We start from the raw sequence: 17332 nt of genomic DNA on the forward strand, positions 1-17332 counted from the left end.
ACAGAGATCATAAATTGAACGGGCAACGGCTATTTTTAGGTTTAATGACAGGTACCAGTCTTGATGGCATTGATGCCGCTCTGGTGGATTTTTCCAGCACGCCGCCCCGTTTGATTGCAGCCCGGGGCACGCCATTAAGCGATGATCTGCGCAGCCGGTTGCTTGCCCTGCAATCGCCTCAGCCCAACGAGCTGCACTTGGCTCAGCTGGCAGCCAACGATCATTCTGATGCCTGCGCCGAAGCCATCCATGCCCTGTTAACAGAGGCAGGCTATGCTGCCAGCGATATCGAGGCCATCGGCAATCACGGCCAAACCATCCGCCACCGGCCGGAATGTGGCTACACCCTGCAAATTGGCAACCACGCCCGCCTGGCCGAAAAAACTGGCATCAGTGTGGCAGGGGATTTCAGATCGCGCGATGTGGCTGCGGGCGGGCAAGGTGCGCCACTGGTGCCCGCGTTTCATCAGGCACTGTTTGCCAGCTCCACGCAAAAACGCGCCTTGGTCAATATCGGCGGCATCGCCAATATCTCCCTGCTCATCCCTCAACAGTCTGCCTGCGGCTTTGATACAGGGCCGGGCAATGTACTGATGGATTTATGGATTCACCGGCATCAGGGCCTGCGTTACGACAAAGACGGCGCATGGGCGGCCAGCGGGCAAGTCTTGCCGGATTTACTTGCGCAATTTTTGCAAGACCCCTACTTCTCCCTCAAAGCCCCAAAAAGCACAGGCAGGGATTTATTTCATCAAAACTGGCTTGATATGCATCTAAGCCAGCGCAGTGATGCCCCCTGTGATGTACAAGCCACGCTCTGCGCCCTCAGCGCCCGCAGCATTGCCGATACGCTCAGGGCAGATGAGATCAGCACGCTTTATGTCTGCGGCGGCGGCGCACACAACCCAACACTGATGCGCATGCTGGCCCTGGAGCTGCCACAAACCCAAATCACCACCACGGCAGCACTGGGTGTTGCGCCAGACTGGATGGAAACCTACGCCTTTGCCTGGCTGGCAAAGTGCTGTCTGGATCGTCAGCCCGCCAACCTTCCCGGCGTAACCGGCGCTCGGGGCTTACGCATACTCGGGGCAATTTGGCCCGCATAAGCACAACACCCCATAAGCCCCTCAGATTCAAAGACTTAAGCAGGGTTTTGCACGCTTTACCGCGCATAAAACGGAATAAAAAGAGCAGATTCAAACCACAAGCAAAAAAAGCCGTTCTATAACACCCCCTTCTCGGTTAGACTTGGGCGAAATTCCCTGCGGATAAGATTTTATGCACCAGACAAACCAGTTCGATCTTCTGAAGTCACGTCGTTTCCTGCCCCTCTTTATTACGCAATCCCTGGGCGCATTTAATGACAATTTATTTAAAAATGCCTTATTGGTGATGATCACATTTCATGGATTATCCGCAGCAGGGCTAAGCGCTAATGCACTGGTCAATGCCGCTGCAGGTATTTTTATTCTGCCTTTTTTTCTATTTTCTTCATTTGCAGGGCAATTAGCAGAAAAATACGATAAAGCCCGTGTTGCACAATGGGTAAAGCTGCTTGAGATTGCCATTATGCTGGCGGCCGGCATAGGCTTCTGGCAAAAAGATGCTGCCATACTGATGGGCTGCTTATTTATGATGGGCGTTCATTCAGCACTATTCGGCCCATTAAAATACTCCATATTGCCGCAATATTTAAAAGACCAGGAATTATTAGGCGGAAACGGTCTGATTGAAATGGGCACTTTTGTGGCTATTCTTTTGGGGCAAATTGCCGGCACCATGATTATTCAACACCAGCCGCATGGTGAATCTTTAATTATCTGGGCTTGTCTTGGCGTCGCCATTTTAGGCTGGATCAGCAGCAGAAGCATGCCTGCAGCGCCAGCCCCTGTTAAAGACCTTAAAATCAACTGGAATGTATTTGTCGAAACATGGCAAATTATTAAGCATGTCAAAGAGAATAAAACGGTATTTAACAGCTTGTTAGGTATTTCGTGGTTCTGGTTTTTTGGTGCAGTTTATTTAACCCAGCTTCCCAGCTTATCCAAAAATATTTTAGGTGGTGATGCCGCAGTTTATACCCTGCTTGTGGCCCTCTTTTCGATTGGCGTAGGTTTAGGCTCTGTGCTTTGCGAGCAGCTTTCCGGGCGGAAAATTGAGCTGGGCCTGGTACCATTTGGTTCTTTAGGACTTTCTTTCTTTGGCATTGACCTCTTCTTTGCCATTGGCCACCCCTCAGGAACGCATTACTCTTTATCCGAATTTATCAGCCTGGCCTCCCACTGGCGCATTATGGCCGACATTGCCCTGATGGGCGTCTTTGGTGGTTTATTTATTGTGCCGCTCTATGCGTTGGTGCAAATGCGCACAGAGAAAGAATTCACATCGCGGGCTATTGCCGCCAATAATATTCTGAATTCGCTGTTTATGGTGGTGGCTGCCGGTGTCAGCATTGCCCTGCTAAGCAATGGCGTATCCATACGCGGATTATTATTAATTGTTGCGCTGATGAATATCGGCGTATCTATTTATATCTACACACTGATTCCAGAATTTATGATGCGCTTCCTGGTGTGGGTCATGACGCACACGCTGTATCGCGTCCGCCATCAGGGCCTGGATAATATCCCTGAAAAAGGCCCGTGCGTATTAGTCTGCAATCATGTGAGCTTTATGGATGCCATGATTATTGCGGGCGCCATACGCCGCCCTGTGCGCTTTGTCATGGACCACCGTATTTTTAAAATTCCGGTGCTGAATTTTATATTCCGCACGGCGGGCACTATTCCTATTGCCCCCATGCGTGAAGATCCAAACATGAAGGAACAGGCTTTTAATAAAGTGGCTGAATACTTAAATGATGGTGAAATCATTTGTATTTTTCCTGAAGGTAAAATCACTCATACTGGTGAGATCAATACCTTTAAGCCCGGCATTGATGAAATTATTAAGCGCACTCCCGTTCCCGTTGTGCCCATTGCATTGCAAGGTTTATGGGGAAGCTTTTTCAGCCGCAAAGATGGCGCAGCCATGATGAAGATGCCACGCAGCATCTGGGCCAAAATTGGCTTTATGGTTGGCGAGCCTGTACCGGCTGAGCTGGCAAGCCGTCAATATTTAGAGCAACAAGTCAGAATATTACGCGCCGACTGGAAATAAAAAAACAGCCAGAGAAATTCTCTGGCTGTTTTTTTATTTAAAATTCAATGCTTATTCCTGGCTTATCACAAAAACAGTCACCCAAATCCAATCCACACCTTTTTCAATCACAGAGCCAAGGCGCACCATAAACACCCGTTCACGCGCCTGAACACGATAAATTTTATCCGTGCCATAATCAGCAGAATGCAAAATCAGCGTATTCACATTTTTACCATCCATTTGATGCGGCAAATAGAGTGCAGTACGCACATGCGGCAAATCAGCAACCCCCAGGGTGGAATCTGCAGCTAAAGAAATGTGTTCGCGGCGCTCTTCTTTCTCCAGATATAAACTAACCGCAATGGGTGTAGCCGCAAGCGATTGAATGCCCACATAAACCTCATCATCCCCCAGGCGATTTAAACGGCGAATGACGCCTAAATGCCAATTCTCATTTCGCCCTAAGCGATTTGCCAATAATAAACCCGGCCTGATCCACTCATTTTCTGAAAGATGAACAACGGCACCATACCCCCCCACACTTTCATTCTCTATATTCCAGACCTGCCAGTCATGCGGTTTATTCTCAACCGCTTTAGATGGTGCGCCCTTTTCTTTTGTGCGGGTAGAAACAAAACCATAGAGACGCATATCCATGATTTCATCATAATCGACTTTGCCACGGTCATCGCCCGCATTTCTGCGGGTATTTTTATCATTATCCAAACGCACATGCGCAATAATTGAATCAAGACCGGAAATGATATCAGCTATTTTCGCAACCTTTTTACGCTCACTTCTTTGCACCACGCTGTTGCGGATACTCATCAGCCAGAAAAGATCGAGGTGTTTAAGCAGCTCAACAGCAAGTGGAGCCGGACACTCCTTCCCCATTCCCAAATCACGGGGCGTAGCACCATTTTCCAGCCTGCGCAAAGTATCTTCTAATTCATGCATTAAATCATGCAAACCCCAGTATCTGAATGGCTCACCCTCGCTTTCTGCCTGAATTTTTTGCACGCCTTCTGCTGCCTGCAAATTCACACATAAATGATAGCGGCCTTCCTGGAATTTCCGTGACAATTGAATTAATTTAGACCACTGATTCAGCCAGTGATCCACCCAGTCAATTTGCCTGACTGATAAATTATTATTGGATAAAGAGCCCAGCATTAACATCTGGATATATTCATCTGCGCATGAAGTCACTTCATTTGCATGGGATGGATACAAAGGGAAAGGATTACTGTCACAACCTTCGATTTCAGAAAGGCGATAAAGCTGATGAGAAAGAGTCCATAATTTAGGAGGCACTTTTTCAAAACGAAAATAATGCCATTTTGCCTGAATGGATAAATAATGCAGGCTGCGTGCCAATACTTTAGGCATTAACAATGCTAATTCAGCTTTTTTGCTGCCTTCCATTTCTGACTGAACAAACAGCTGATATACCGAAGACATATCCGCAGCAAAACTGGTAATTTGCTTCCATAAACGGCTTTCGATATCTTTAGACATCCGCGGATTAGCAATATATTGGTAACAAACAGCATCATACGAAGATTGTGCCGCATCATCGATCAGCAATAATGCCTGCAGGCCATCTGAAGTTGCAGCCCTGCCTTCGCTGATAAAGGCAGTAACTGCATCATGAATTTTTAACTGCTGGGATTGCGTATCAATTTCTTGCAGGCGTTTGCACCACGCTGTAGCTGCTTTCGCATTTACAAATGGCGATTTATCTTTGGAAAAAATAGCAGAGAGAATATTACGCATAAAATCGCCTGTCAGGCATTAGTCGCCCCATTGAGGTCGGTTTCTTCCATCAACCAAGTTTTAGCATCGTCACTATCAGTAAACATGCCAATTTCTGCATCCGTAAACAGACGGCTTATCCATGCGGACCACGTCACCCACTGGTCAGAGCTCACAACCGCAACCCGCTGAAATATTTGCCCATGCTCGCGGACAAACTTAATTTCTTCCAAAGCCATGTCAAGCGTATAGCTCAGCATTTCATGTAAATCAAATAACAAAGCAACTGGTCCGTGAAATTCAGACTGGTAAAGAACGGCCTGCTCAAATTCACGATAGTCCTGCAGGGTAAATTCACCAAAAACCACGGTCTGAATATAATCATTTTCATGTGAAATGCTAATCATCACGTACTCCCATCAAGGAAAACTTACGAATACATGCCAGCTCTTTAAACAATAGTCTGTGCTTAGTTTACTGAGCTTCCCCCTGCTTCGACAAGGACTACATTTATTTTAATTATTTATACCATCTATTTACAACTTTACCCGCCTTTATTATTTTTTTCCCTTGCCATGGGCAATTATCATGCAATGATAATTGCAAACACGCATTCTGAATTTGAATTTTTGACTATAGGTAATTGATTATATTGATAGCCATCAATTGATAACAGAATATAAAACAACACTTGCGCGTATGTAATGGCAAGTGCTTTGACTTTTATAACTTTTGCAAATCAATTAATAGCTGGCGGGTATGCAAAGGCGCATCTCCCAAAACCGCAGAAAAAGCCTGCCTCATCAATAATTTACCCTGGGCTGCAGCACGAATGTAATCACCCGCAGCAAAAGCCAATAAAGCACTGCCGTCGTATTGCGGATAATTCATCCTCGCAGGGACGATACCTTCAGTAGGATCAAAGCTATACCGCTGCCCGGCCTCAAGCGGCTGATCGATACAATGCAGCCAGTCTGCGCCATAGCCCATTTCATCCAGCAGGATGCGCTCAAATTCACGCAATACCGGCTCCACGGCCCCACTGGCAGGCAGAACCGAGAGCGCTCTGATCGCCTCAAAATAGCTGGCAAACAGCAGAGGATGGGATTCATCACGGGGTAAAAGACGTAAAAGCAGCTCGTTAAGATAAAAGCCGCAAAGCAAGGGCAGGCCACTCAGCTGCGGAATACCGCCCTGCCAGTCTGCCGAGTGCAGCGTTTTAAGCTCACCCACGCCAAACCAGGATAAAAGTACCGGCTGAAAACCAAGAAGAATACTGCGGAGTTGTGAACCGGGGCGTTGGGCACCCCGGGCCACCATCATGATGCGGCCATGATCCCGGCTGAACACATCCAGCAGGCGGCTGGTTTCTTTGTACGGGTACTGATGCAGTACAAAGGCCGCCTGATTATCAATGCGTAGCTTAGGTCTTGCCACAGTGCTTATTCGTAGCCGTACTGACGGACAAGACGTGTGTCATCTGCCCAGCCACTTTTCACTTTAACCCATACTTCCAAAAACACCTTGGCATCAAAGAGTTTTTCCATATCCTGACGTGCTTCGGTGGCGATGCGCTTGAGCTTTTCACCATTCTGACCAATCAGCATGGCTTTTTGCCCGTCACGATCCACCAAAACAGCCGCATGGATGCGACGCAATTCACGCCCGTCTCTGGTTTCATCGTCTTCAAACTTTTCGATTTCAACAGTCATGGAGTACGGCAATTCTTCACCCATCAGGCGGAAAATCTTTTCACGAATAATTTCAGCGGCTAAAAAGCGCTCGTTGCGATCGGTTACCTGATCGACATCGTACAAAGGCACTGATTTTGGCAAAAGTGGCTCAACCACTTTCAGCAAGACATCAATACTCAGATTTTTTTGCGCAGAAATAGGCACAATCGCATGAAATTTAAAACGCTCATTCATCGCTTCAATAAACGGGAACATTTCGTTTTTATCTTTCAGCTCGTCAATTTTATTGAGCACTAACAGCACAGGGCGATTATCAGGCAATAGCTTTAATACTTCTTCGTCTGCAGCGCTGAAATATCCCGCCTCAATCACATATAAAATCACATCGACATCAGCCAAAGTGCTGGTGACGCTGCGATTCATCGCCTGATTAAGTGCATTTTGATATTTGGTTTGAAACCCTGGCGTGTCAACAAACACAAACTGAGCCGTATCAGAGCTATGCACACCCGTAATACGATGACGTGTAGTTTGTGCTTTACGTGAAGTAATACTGATTTTCTGACCAATCAGCTGATTCAACAGTGTTGATTTACCCACATTAGGCCGGCCCACAATGGCCACAAAGCCGCAGCGAAAATCAACAGCTTCGTTTTGGATATCCATCTCGCTCATACGCGTTTACCTTTTGCTGCCGGCTTGGCAGCGTGTTTACTTTTTAACGGGGCGCTGTCCGGGCTTTTATGCTTGCCTGGAAACTGCTCCCTCAGAATGGCAAGAGCGGATTCAGCCGCCAATTGCTCAGCAGCGCGGCGGCTGGTGCCCACGCCTTTAGTCAGCAATTCGGCCTCTGCAATGCAGCAACTCACTTCAAAAATCTGATCCGGCGATTCGCCGTCCTGCCTGAGAATAGTGTACGCCGGTAATGTATAACGGCGGGCCTGCAGCCACTCCTGCAAGCTGGTCTTGGCATCTTTTGCACCAAGCAGCGGATCAATGGCAGCAATCCTGGAAGCAAATAAAGCATTGACCACCGTATCTGCCGCATCAAAACCACCATCCAGCCAGATGGCACCAAAAATAGCCTCAAGTGCATCGGCCAGAATAGAAGGCCGGCGATGACCGCCACTTTTCAGCTCGCCTTCACCAAGCCAGATAAAATCACCCAAATTAAGCTCGCTGGCAATACTGGCCAGCGCTTCCTGACGAACCAGGCTGGCCCGAAGACGCGATAAATCACCCTCAGGCAGCTTAGGAAACGTCAGATAAAGCGCACGGGCAATCAGCGAATTTAAAATACCGTCGCCAATAAACTCCAGCCGCTCATTATGCGTAGAAGAAAAACTACGATGGGTTAAAGCTTGTTTAAAGAGTTTTGGCTCTTTAAAAGTATAAGAGAGCACCCTTAAAAGGCGCTCTGGGGGAAGAACAACACTCACGACTAATTACCCGCAGCTTGCTGCGTATTCGATTTTTGGATATCAAAAGCGAACAACAGACTCATATTACCCACGATTGGAACAACCCGCTCGTAGCTTAAACTTACCGTGGTATCACTGCCTGCCTGAGTAACTTTTAATTCAGCAGCACTGATATCCCGAATATTATCAACCGACGCCTGGCGCATAAAACCCTCACGAATTGCTGCGGGTTGCTGTGCACCATATTCTCTTACCGTGCGCTCAATGGCTTTTTTTACAGTAAAGAATTCCAGATAAGTAGGAACAACTTTTAATGCTGTAATTGCAATCACGGAGCCCACAATTGCAAGCATTAAAAAAGAACCGAAAGATACACCACGCTGGCGATTAAGCATGATTTATTCCTTTAGCGAATCGAGGTGCCAACGCGCCCCAGATCTTTAAAATTAAGCCAGATAAGAAAAGCTTTACCCACCACGTATTTATCAGGAACAAAACCCCAATAACGGCCATCGGCACTGTGATCGCGATTATCGCCCATCATAAAGAAATGGCCTTCAGGTACTTTGCAGCTGAAACCTTCTTCATCATAGCGGCAATTTTCCCGGTATGGAAAATCGCGCACTTCCCCCAAATTAACCGATGGCACGTCTGCCATTGCTAAGGTTGAATAATCATGCGTACCCAGTTTTTCATTAAACTGTTTATTATTAATCAGGTAAGTACCCTGCTCAACATACTCATGATCGGGTAAATCGGCAGTTGGAACCGCCTTCCCATTAATGGTTAATTTTTTATTTCGATATTCAACGGTATCGCCCGGTAAACCAATGACGCGCTTAATATAATTAAGTGAAGGATTTTCCGGATAATTAAATACCATCACATCGCCATGCTCTGGCTTACCCACCGGAATCATTACATTATTAATCACGGGAGTACGCAGGCCATAAGCGAATTTATTCACCAGAATAAAATCGCCCACCACTAAACCCGGGCGCATTGAGCTGGATGGAATTTGAAACGGCTCAACCAGAAAAGAGCGCAATACAAATACCGCAAGCAATACCGGGAAGAAGCCGCGACCGTACTCAACCCAGTCTGCAACTGGTTTTTCACCGCGCTTTTTCCCCCAGACAAACCGGTCCAGCCCCCAGATCACTCCCGTCACCAATACAAAGATCAGCATCGCCGCAGAAATCGAGCAGTATTGCACCAGCACAATAAACAGCCCCATTACCACGCAAAGATAGCCGTATTGCACTAAAGAAGGCGGCTCACTGCCTTTACGCTCATGCTTGGCGCCAATACCCACCAGGACCGGCCCTAAAATGACGAAAACAATCCCGAGAAACAACCAGTTCATCCGTTTTCCTTTTTATTTGTTAAGTACTTAGGTAAAAGTTTTCGGGCAAGGCATCCTTTGAGGCCAGTATCAATACCACGGCGGGGAAGGATAACGACGCCCGAAGACTTTTATTAGGGCACTTATTTATCGCTCACTTGCAAAATCGCAAGGAAGGCTTCTTGTGGGATTTCAACGTTACCAACTTGCTTCATGCGCTTCTTACCCGCTTTTTGCTTGTCGAGCAGTTTACGCTTACGCGAAACGTCACCACCATAACATTTTGCCAAAACATCTTTACGCGTGGCTTTTACCGTTTCACGCGCAACAATCTGGCTGCCAATAGCTGCCTGCACGGCCACATCGTACATCTGACGCGGGATCAGCTCGCGCATTTTAGCCACCAGCTCACGGCCACGGTACTGGCTGCTGCTGCGGTGAATAATCAGACTCAGGGCATCCACACGCTCGCTGTTAACCAGCACATCAAGCTTAATCAAATCAGCGGCCTGGAATTCTTTGAAATCATAATCAAGCGAGGCATAACCACGGCTGACAGACTTAAGACGATCAAAGAAATCCATGACCACTTCTGCCATTGGCAGATCGTAGCTCAGCATGACCTGACGGCCCATATACTGCATATTGCGCTGAGTACCACGCTTTTGATTACACAGCGTCATCACGGCGCCCACATAATCCTGTGGCACCAGAATCGTTGCCGTGATAATTGGCTCACGAATTTCTTCGTATTTAGAAGGATCCGGCAGCTTGGACGGGTTTTCGATATGAATCACTTCGCCTGATTTCAGCAGCAGCTCGTAAACCACTGTGGGTGCAGTGGTAATCAGATCCATATCAAATTCGCGCTCTAAACGCTCCTGCACGATTTCTAAGTGCAATAAACCTAAGAAGCCGCAGCGGAAACCAAAACCCAAAGCCTGTGAAACTTCAGGCTCGTAATGCAGGGAAGCATCGTTGAGCTTGAGCTTTTCCAAGGCATCACGCAGTTTTTCGTAATCGTGACCTTCAATTGGGTACAGGCCCGCAAACACCTGTGACTTTACTTCTTTAAAACCAGGCAAAGGCTCGGTTGCCGGATCTTTAGCCGTGGTGATGGTATCGCCTACCTTGGCATTAGCAATTTCTTTAATACCCGCAATAATAAAGCCCACTTCACCGGCTTTCAGTACGGTTCTTTGTACTGTTTTTGGCGTGAATACACCGACTTGTTCGCAAAGATGCTGCGACTTATTCGACATAAACATGATTTTTTCTTTCGGGCTGAGCTGGCCGTCCACCACACGCACCAGCATCACCACGCCAACGTAATTATCGAACCATGAATCGACAATCAGTGCTTTCAGCGGGCCATCCGGATTACCCTTAGGCGGAGGCACTTTGGTAATCAGAGATTCAAGAATATCTTCAATACCGATACCGCTTTTAGCAGAGGCATGCACGGCATCCGTGGCTTCAATACCGATGATGTCTTCAATTTCCTGAATGACACGCTCTGGATCAGCTGCAGGCAAATCGATTTTATTTAAAACCGCCACCACCTCAACGCCCTGCTCCAGCGCGGTGTAGCAGTTGGCCACAGTTTGCGCCTCAACACCTTGCGAGGCATCAACAACCAGCAACGCGCCTTCACAGGCGGCCAGAGAGCGGCTCACCTCATATGAGAAGTCAACGTGTCCCGGGGTGTCGATCAGATTAAGATTATAAATCTCACCATTACGGGCTTTATATGTCAGCGCAGCGGTCTGCGCCTTAATTGTGATACCACGCTCTTTTTCGATATCCATCGAATCGAGCACTTGTGCGCTCATCTCCCGCAGCTCAAGGCCGCCGCAGAATTGGATAAAGCGATCAGCCAGCGTGCTTTTGCCGTGATCGATGTGAGCGATGATCGAGAAATTACGAATATGATCCATTGGCCTGCCAGATATTTCACGAAAAAGGGGTACGCGATCGTACCCCAAATATTAATTTCCGCTGATTTTAACGGAAATTAGCAATATAGGCATCAAGAGCCGCTTGATCGAGGTGGTAATGGCAAATTTCCACCCCGTCAGACCCCGCCAAAACAGGCACCCATTCGCCATATTGCGCTTCCAGATGATCGACATCATCGATATCAATCCACTCCAGCTCAAAACCTGCTATCCGTGCCTGCGGCTGCAAAAGATCCCGCATCACATGGCACAGACTGCAATATTCTCTTCCATATAACTTAAGCTGAATCATTTGGCAGGTGCACGCAAAGTCAGAAACATAGAGGCATCGCCACGGATCACACGCAGTGCCGTTGCTTCATTTGGCTTTAAAGCGGTCAGTATTTGCTTAAGCTGGGCAAGGCTGGTCAGCTCCTGATTTGCAACGCCTACAATCAGGTCTCCTCCCTGCAAGCCAGCCTTAGCGGCAGGTCCGCGGGCTGCCTGCACCAGCACCGCAAACTTCAGCCCCATTCCCTTCAGCTGTGCCGGATCAACCGATTGCAATGACAAGCCAAAGCGCCCGCCCTCGTCATTCTGACCACCACGATACTCACGCTCAGCGGTGGTACGATCAGATTGTTCCAGCACGCCAATCGTTACACTCACATCACGCAAGGCTTTATCGCGCCAGATTTGCACCGGCACTTTTGTACCAGGGCGCACGGCAGCCACATACTTAGGCAGATCACTGGCTGAGGCAATGGCCTGGCCATTAAATTTCAGAATCACATCACCTGGTTTTAGGCCGGCCTTATCCGCCGGGCCATCTTTCTCTACGCTGGCCAGAAGTGTGCCGTTGACTTTACTCAGGCCAAAACTCTTTGCCAGATCGTCATTCAATTCCTGAATCGCCACACCAATACGGCCCCGTGTAACTTTACCGGTCGCCTTCAGCTCATCAGCAACCTTCATCACCACATCAACCGGAATCGAGAACGACAAGCCCATAAAGCCACCCGAACGGCTGTAGATTTGCGAGTTAATCCCAACCACTTCGCCGGCCATATTAAAGAGCGGGCCACCCGAATTGCCGGGGTTAATCGCTACGTCAGTCTGAATAAAGGGCACAAAGGTTTCATCAGGCAGGCTGCGGCCCTTGGCTGAAACAATCCCGGCGGTTACCGTATTTTCAAAGCCAAATGGCGAGCCAATTGCCACGACCCACTCACCCACTTTTAATTTATTTGCATCGCCCAGCGTGACTTTAGGCAGGCCTGTGGCATCAATTTTCAGCAAAGCCACATCGGTACGGGCATCCGCACCAATCACTTTTGCTTTAAAGGTGCGCTTGTCTGTGAGCTTTACGGTAATTTCATCGGCCTGAGCAATCACATGGGCATTGGTCAGAATATAGCCATCGGCCGCCATAATAAAACCAGACCCCAAGGATTGGGCCTGGCGCTCGCGGGGCTGCTGTTGCTGGCCATTTCGCGGCAACATCCGTGGCACAGGAAAACCAAAACGGCGGAAGATATCCATGCCATCTTCATCTCCAATCTGCTGGGGCTGCTCCTTAATCGTAGAGGTCGTAGAAATATTGACCACTGCCCGGCCTTCTTTCTCAACCAGCTGAGTAAAATCTGGCAAGTTAGCCGCAATGGATGAGACAGAAACAAAGCCCAAAGTAAGGCTTAACAGTAATTTTTTCATCATGGTTTACGTTTCATCTGACAAGGACTAAGAAACGGCGGGCCAGACACTGCTTTGCCCGCCACAATGACTGGCTCGGCCGAAGCCGCCAGCTGGTGCTGCTGTTTCAGCAACACAAAACCCACTACAAACCCAAGTACGCCACCCAGCACCGCACTGGCAGGCATCTGAGGCGCAAGCCACTGACCCGCTGCAGCGCCGGCAATCAGCAAGAGCAAAGGCACTCCATAGGCCCACACGGCACTTTTAAGCAGCATTTGCTCTTCAACTGCAACCGTCACCCAATCCCCTGCCTTAAACGACAAAGGATTTTTAACCCTGAAGCCATCTTGCGACTGAGCAAACATGCGGCTCAGCGCCATAGCCTTGCAGCCAGTTTCTGGATCGCAACGGCCACAGGGGGTATGTGGCTTTATTTTCACCCAGGCATGAACGCCATCCAGCCGCTGCACCTGAGCCTCTGTTTCAATCATTTTTTGTCACTAACGGGGTTGAAAAGCAAGGGCAAATGCCTTAACTGTTTCAGCAGGCACTTCACCCAATACGGTGACCATTTTTCCATCAATTTGCCGCACCTGCATATGCATCGCACCCTGATGCGAAGCCCCTTCTCTGGCTTCTGCCACAGCAGGCTCCAGAAAGACCGAAACGGTCACAAGACCATCACTGTACAGATGCTGTACCACCGGCATTTCTTTACCGATCAGTGTGCGCTGAATACTTTTCATAAATCGAAAACCGCGGGGCAGATGATCGATAATCCAGGCGGGCTCAACAGGCGCACTGGCCACGCCCTGATTCGATTCGATCACTACAGGGCGCAATGGATTAACCGGGTTCAATAATGCGCGGTCAACCTTACCGAGGGTGAGTGCAGAAAAAACAAACAATTCAACCGGCTGAGAATACGGCCCCAAGCGCTCAGACTTTAAAATCAGGCCACTATCAATATGCATCCATAAACGCAGCGGAAAACGGTAAACATCTCTGGGTTCAAGCTCATAAATTTGAGCATTTAAGCCTGCAACCCGCTCCATACCGCCTTTTTTAAGCTTGTAATTCAGCAGTACCGAATCGGCGTTTTCCGGCAAATGCTGGGGAAATAATTTGGAGCTGAAACGCCGGTCTAAAGAGACTGCCCGCTTAGATGGCAGATAAATGCTGACGTGATCACCCTTGCGATAATACTCGCGGCGCGGACCATCCAGCGACTCCCGGCGCTCAACCTCCACCGGCTCACTCCCTACATGCACAATTCTGAATGTTTCCGTGGAGTCACCATGCTGATGCGTGAAGAGACCCTGAAAATCATTCTGTTTAGCCGCAGCAGACATCCGGTTCAGTACAATCACGGCATCTGTATTATTCAGCTCTGCTGCGGCCATGGCGCCCACAGGCAAAAACAAACTAATACACAGCAAAAATGGCTTTAATCTACCCAGCAAGTCGCTCATCTAGCGCATATTCTCCGTGCCAAAATCCGCATAAACAATATCCCGCTCAGCCAGTACATTGCCAGATTCCTGACTATGCGCAGCCAGGTAGGCGCGTATGGCAGGTGGTTTTTTATCCACGGGCTTCGCATTTTGTACCGCCACCATGGCAGGTGCAGTATTAAAGTTTGTTTTAGTCTGCCAAGCCGCCACGCCCACAAAGGCGATTGAGGCAGCCGCAGTTAAAGGAACCAGTAATTTTTTCATTACCGAGCTGCGTTTCAGACGCTGCGGTGCCACCACCGTAGGTTCCGCCGCCAGCCGCGCAGAAAATCGCGTCATAAACTGAGGAGAAAGCAAGGGGTGCTCCTGCATATTATCGCTGAGCTGATGCCAATCGTACCAATCCTGATTCAATGAGGCATCGCGCTTCATTTCAGCAAGTAAACCATCGATGTCTGCCACATCAAGCTCGCCATCCATTAAGGCGGAAAGTTTTTCTTTCATCACATTACCCTCTCATATCCTTCGAAGCTTACCAGCGCTTATCTTTTCCGACGACATCCAGTAAAGGCCTCAGCTTATTTGCGATAGCCTCACGAGCGCGAAAAATCCGAGAACGAACCGTGCCTATGGGGCAATTCATCACGGCGGCGATATCTTCATAACTTAAACCATCCATTTCGCGCAACGTAATTGCCGTTCGCAACTCGGAAGGTAACTCATCAACCACTGCATTTACTGTAGAGACAATCTGCCGGTTAGAGAGTTCAGTTTCAGGCGTATGGTAATCCGGTATTTGTGCAGCAGCATCCAGCGACTCCCCCTCTTCATCTTCATCTTCATAAAGGCTCGCCAGCTGCGGGCGGCGGCCCAGGGTAGCCAAATGATTTTTAGCCGTATTAATGGCGATACGATATAGCCAGGTATAAAAAGCACTTTCGCCACGAAAAGATGGCAAAGCGCGATAAGCCTTGATAAACGACTCCTGAGACACGTCCTCGATCTCTGACTGATCGCGAATCAGCCGCGACAAAAGACGTGCGACACGCCGCTGGTATTTCACTACCAACAGTTCAAAGGCTCGCTTATCTCCCGCCTGAGCCCGCAGAACAAGCTCCTGATCGATATCACGATCGGTTCGCTGAATCAAAGATGTCTCCAAAAGATATTTACACTCACATGGGGTTGACCATGATTTTTATCAAGCCAGCGCATACAAAAGCCGACAGATTTGGCTTTATACACGGCGTAGACGGTCTGGCCTCTGTTAATATTCCATTTTTCTGGGAATGGAACACCTGCAATGCGTGAATTTGATGCATTAATCATCGGCAGTGGCCTTGGCGGAATGACCATGGCTCTGCACTTAGCTGACCACATCAAAGTGGGTCTGGTGACCAAGCGCGAGTTGCGGGACGGCGGCAGCGGCTGGGCACAGGGCGGCATTGCAGCAGTACTCGATGGTACCGACAGTGTAGAGCTGCACATTCGGGACACCCATGTCGCCGGCGCGGGACTGTGCGATCAGGAAAGCACGCGCTTTATTGTTGAGCATTCCAAAGAAGCCATCGACTGGCTGATCCAGATGGGCGTGCCCTTCACTAAAGACACCGAAGGCGACAGCGCCTACCAGGGCTATCACCTCACCCGCGAAGGCGGGCACAGCCACAGACGCATCATCCACGCGGCAGACGCCACCGGCGCAGCCGTCATCGATACACTTGCGCATAAAGTAGCGGCCCACCCCAACATTACCGTACTTGAATCGCATATTGCCGTTGATTTAATCACCGATCAAAAATTGGGGCGCGAAGGCAAGCACTGTTACGGCGCCTATGTTTACGATAAAGAAACCGACCGTGTTGAAACCATCGTGGCAAAGTCCACCGTGCTTGCCAGTGGCGGCGCAGGCAAAGTCTATCTTTACACCACCAATCCGGATGTAGCAACGGGCGACGGCATTGCCATGGGCTGGCGCGCAGGCTGCCGTGTGGCCAATATGGAATTCATTCAATTCCACCCTACCTGCCTCTATCACCCCCACGCCAAATCATTTTTGATTACCGAAGCCGTACGCGGTGAAGGCGGTATATTAAAACTGCCTGATGGCACACGCTTTATGCCTCAGCACGACGAGCGCGCCGAGCTGGCACCCCGCGATATTGTGGCCCGTGCGATCGACTTTGAAATGAAAAAAGGCGGTTTTGACTGCGTTTACCTGGATATCTCATATAAGCCCGCCGCCTTTATTAAAGAGCACTTCCCTAATATCTACCTGCGCTGCCTGGAGCTGGGCATCGACATCACTAAAGAGCCTATCCCTGTCGTACCGGCAGCGCACTACACCTGCGGCGGCATTGTCAGTGATACCGCCGGCCGCACTGATGTGGCCAATTTATATGCAGTAGGCGAAGTGGCCTGCACCGGCCTGCACGGCGCCAACCGTCTTGCCTCTAACTCCTTACTGGAATGCATGGTACTTGGCAAAGCAGCAGCTGCAGATATTTTACTCACCACTCTGAGTGAACGCCCTGCCATCCCTGAATGGGACGAAAGCCAGGTAACCGATCCAGATGAAGAAGTCGTGATTTCACACAACTGGGATGAATTACGCCGCTTTATGTGGGATTACGTCGGCATTGTGCGCACCAACAAACGCCTGGAGCGCGCCTTACACCGCATCGAATTACTGCAGCATGAAATTGACGACTACTACAGCAATTTTCGGGTCTCTAACGATTTGATCGAGCTGCGCAATCTGGTGCAATCGGCCGAGCTGATCGTACGCTGCGCCATGGCACGGCAAGAAAGCCGCGGCCTGCATTACAGCCGAGATTACCCCGGCATGCTGAGCGAAGCAAAAAGCACCGTCCTGAGCCCGGACTAA

At 49.1% G+C, this 17332-nt stretch carries 17 protein-coding genes; 3 read left to right on the forward strand and 14 right to left on the reverse strand.

The features are described from left to right. Nucleotides 1-14: 14 nt before the first annotated feature. A complete protein-coding gene (locus HA050_RS15825; protein WP_205836466.1) occupies nucleotides 15-1109 on the forward strand; it encodes an anhydro-N-acetylmuramic acid kinase in 1095 nt (364 codons plus the stop codon). A gap of 172 nt (nucleotides 1110-1281) precedes the next feature. Beyond that, complete coding sequence (locus HA050_RS15830) at nucleotides 1282-3162, forward strand: MFS transporter (RefSeq protein ID WP_166828202.1); 1881 nt, start codon at nucleotides 1282-1284, stop codon at nucleotides 3160-3162. 51 nt (nucleotides 3163-3213) lie between these two features. Here HA050_RS15830 and HA050_RS15835 read toward each other — a convergent pair whose 3' ends face one another. The 14 genes from HA050_RS15835 to rpoE all read right to left on the reverse strand — a co-directional run bounded on the left by HA050_RS15835 (nucleotide 3214) and on the right by rpoE (nucleotide 15595). Beyond that, nucleotides 3214-4920 carry a cyclic-di-GMP receptor FimW-related protein gene (locus HA050_RS15835; RefSeq protein WP_166828205.1) on the reverse strand — a complete coding sequence of 569 codons (1707 nt, stop codon included), beginning with the start codon at nucleotides 4918-4920 and terminating at the stop codon, nucleotides 3214-3216. An 11-nt stretch (nucleotides 4921-4931) separates the two neighbouring features. Further along, nucleotides 4932-5306, reverse strand: a complete 375-nt coding sequence (locus HA050_RS15840) for a SpoIIAA family protein (RefSeq protein ID WP_166828208.1) — start codon at nucleotides 5304-5306, stop codon at nucleotides 4932-4934. A 316-nt stretch (nucleotides 5307-5622) separates the two neighbouring features. After that, nucleotides 5623-6336 carry a DNA repair protein RecO gene (gene recO, locus HA050_RS15845; RefSeq protein WP_166828211.1) on the reverse strand — a complete coding sequence of 238 codons (714 nt, stop codon included), beginning with the start codon at nucleotides 6334-6336 and terminating at the stop codon, nucleotides 5623-5625. A 5-nt stretch (nucleotides 6337-6341) separates the two neighbouring features. Continuing rightward, nucleotides 6342-7268: a GTPase Era gene (gene era, locus HA050_RS15850; RefSeq protein ID WP_099399359.1), complete on the reverse strand. Its 927-nt coding sequence runs from the start codon at nucleotides 7266-7268 to the stop codon at nucleotides 6342-6344. Then, a complete protein-coding gene (gene rnc, locus HA050_RS15855; RefSeq protein ID WP_166828214.1) occupies nucleotides 7265-8032 on the reverse strand; it encodes a ribonuclease III in 768 nt (255 codons plus the stop codon). Before rnc ends, era begins: the two co-directional genes overlap by 4 nt. A gap of 2 nt (nucleotides 8033-8034) precedes the next feature. Continuing rightward, nucleotides 8035-8409 (reverse strand): DUF4845 domain-containing protein, encoded by a 375-nt coding sequence (locus HA050_RS15860; protein WP_166828217.1) that lies wholly within the window; start codon nucleotides 8407-8409, stop codon nucleotides 8035-8037. 11 nt (nucleotides 8410-8420) lie between these two features. After that, entirely contained in the window at nucleotides 8421-9380 is a 960-nt protein-coding gene (gene lepB / locus HA050_RS15865; protein ID WP_099399362.1) for a signal peptidase I, read from the reverse strand. 122 nt (nucleotides 9381-9502) lie between these two features. Beyond that, on the reverse strand, nucleotides 9503-11296 hold the full coding sequence (gene lepA / locus HA050_RS15870; protein WP_166828219.1) for a translation elongation factor 4: 1794 nt from the start codon (nucleotides 11294-11296) through the stop codon (nucleotides 9503-9505). 67 nt (nucleotides 11297-11363) lie between these two features. Further along, nucleotides 11364-11609 carry a glutaredoxin family protein gene (locus tag HA050_RS15875; RefSeq protein ID WP_205836467.1) on the reverse strand — a complete coding sequence of 82 codons (246 nt, stop codon included), beginning with the start codon at nucleotides 11607-11609 and terminating at the stop codon, nucleotides 11364-11366. Next, entirely contained in the window at nucleotides 11606-13012 is a 1407-nt protein-coding gene (locus HA050_RS15880) for a DegQ family serine endoprotease (protein ID WP_166828222.1), read from the reverse strand. Before HA050_RS15880 ends, HA050_RS15875 begins: the two co-directional genes overlap by 4 nt. Further along, nucleotides 13009-13482 (reverse strand): SoxR reducing system RseC family protein, encoded by a 474-nt coding sequence (locus HA050_RS15885; RefSeq protein WP_166828224.1) that lies wholly within the window; start codon nucleotides 13480-13482, stop codon nucleotides 13009-13011. Before HA050_RS15885 ends, HA050_RS15880 begins: the two co-directional genes overlap by 4 nt. 9 nt (nucleotides 13483-13491) lie before the next feature. Then, on the reverse strand, nucleotides 13492-14463 hold the full coding sequence (locus HA050_RS15890) for a MucB/RseB C-terminal domain-containing protein (protein WP_166828227.1): 972 nt from the start codon (nucleotides 14461-14463) through the stop codon (nucleotides 13492-13494). Beyond that, nucleotides 14464-14949, reverse strand: a complete 486-nt coding sequence (locus HA050_RS15895) for a sigma-E factor negative regulatory protein (protein ID WP_166828230.1) — start codon at nucleotides 14947-14949, stop codon at nucleotides 14464-14466. Between the two features lie 28 nt (nucleotides 14950-14977). Continuing rightward, the gene (gene rpoE / locus HA050_RS15900) at nucleotides 14978-15595 is read right to left on the reverse strand and encodes an RNA polymerase sigma factor RpoE (RefSeq protein WP_205836468.1); all 618 of its coding nucleotides are present in this window, start codon (nucleotides 15593-15595) and stop codon (nucleotides 14978-14980) included. 153 nt (nucleotides 15596-15748) lie between these two features. On the opposite strand from rpoE, the gene nadB reads away from it, so the two are divergent. Beyond that, nucleotides 15749-17332 (forward strand): L-aspartate oxidase, encoded by a 1584-nt coding sequence (gene nadB, locus HA050_RS15905; protein WP_166828233.1) that lies wholly within the window; start codon nucleotides 15749-15751, stop codon nucleotides 17330-17332.

Source organism: Iodobacter violaceini (assembly GCF_011601265.1).
Classification (GTDB): Bacteria; Pseudomonadota; Gammaproteobacteria; order Burkholderiales; family Chitinibacteraceae; genus Iodobacter; species Iodobacter violaceini.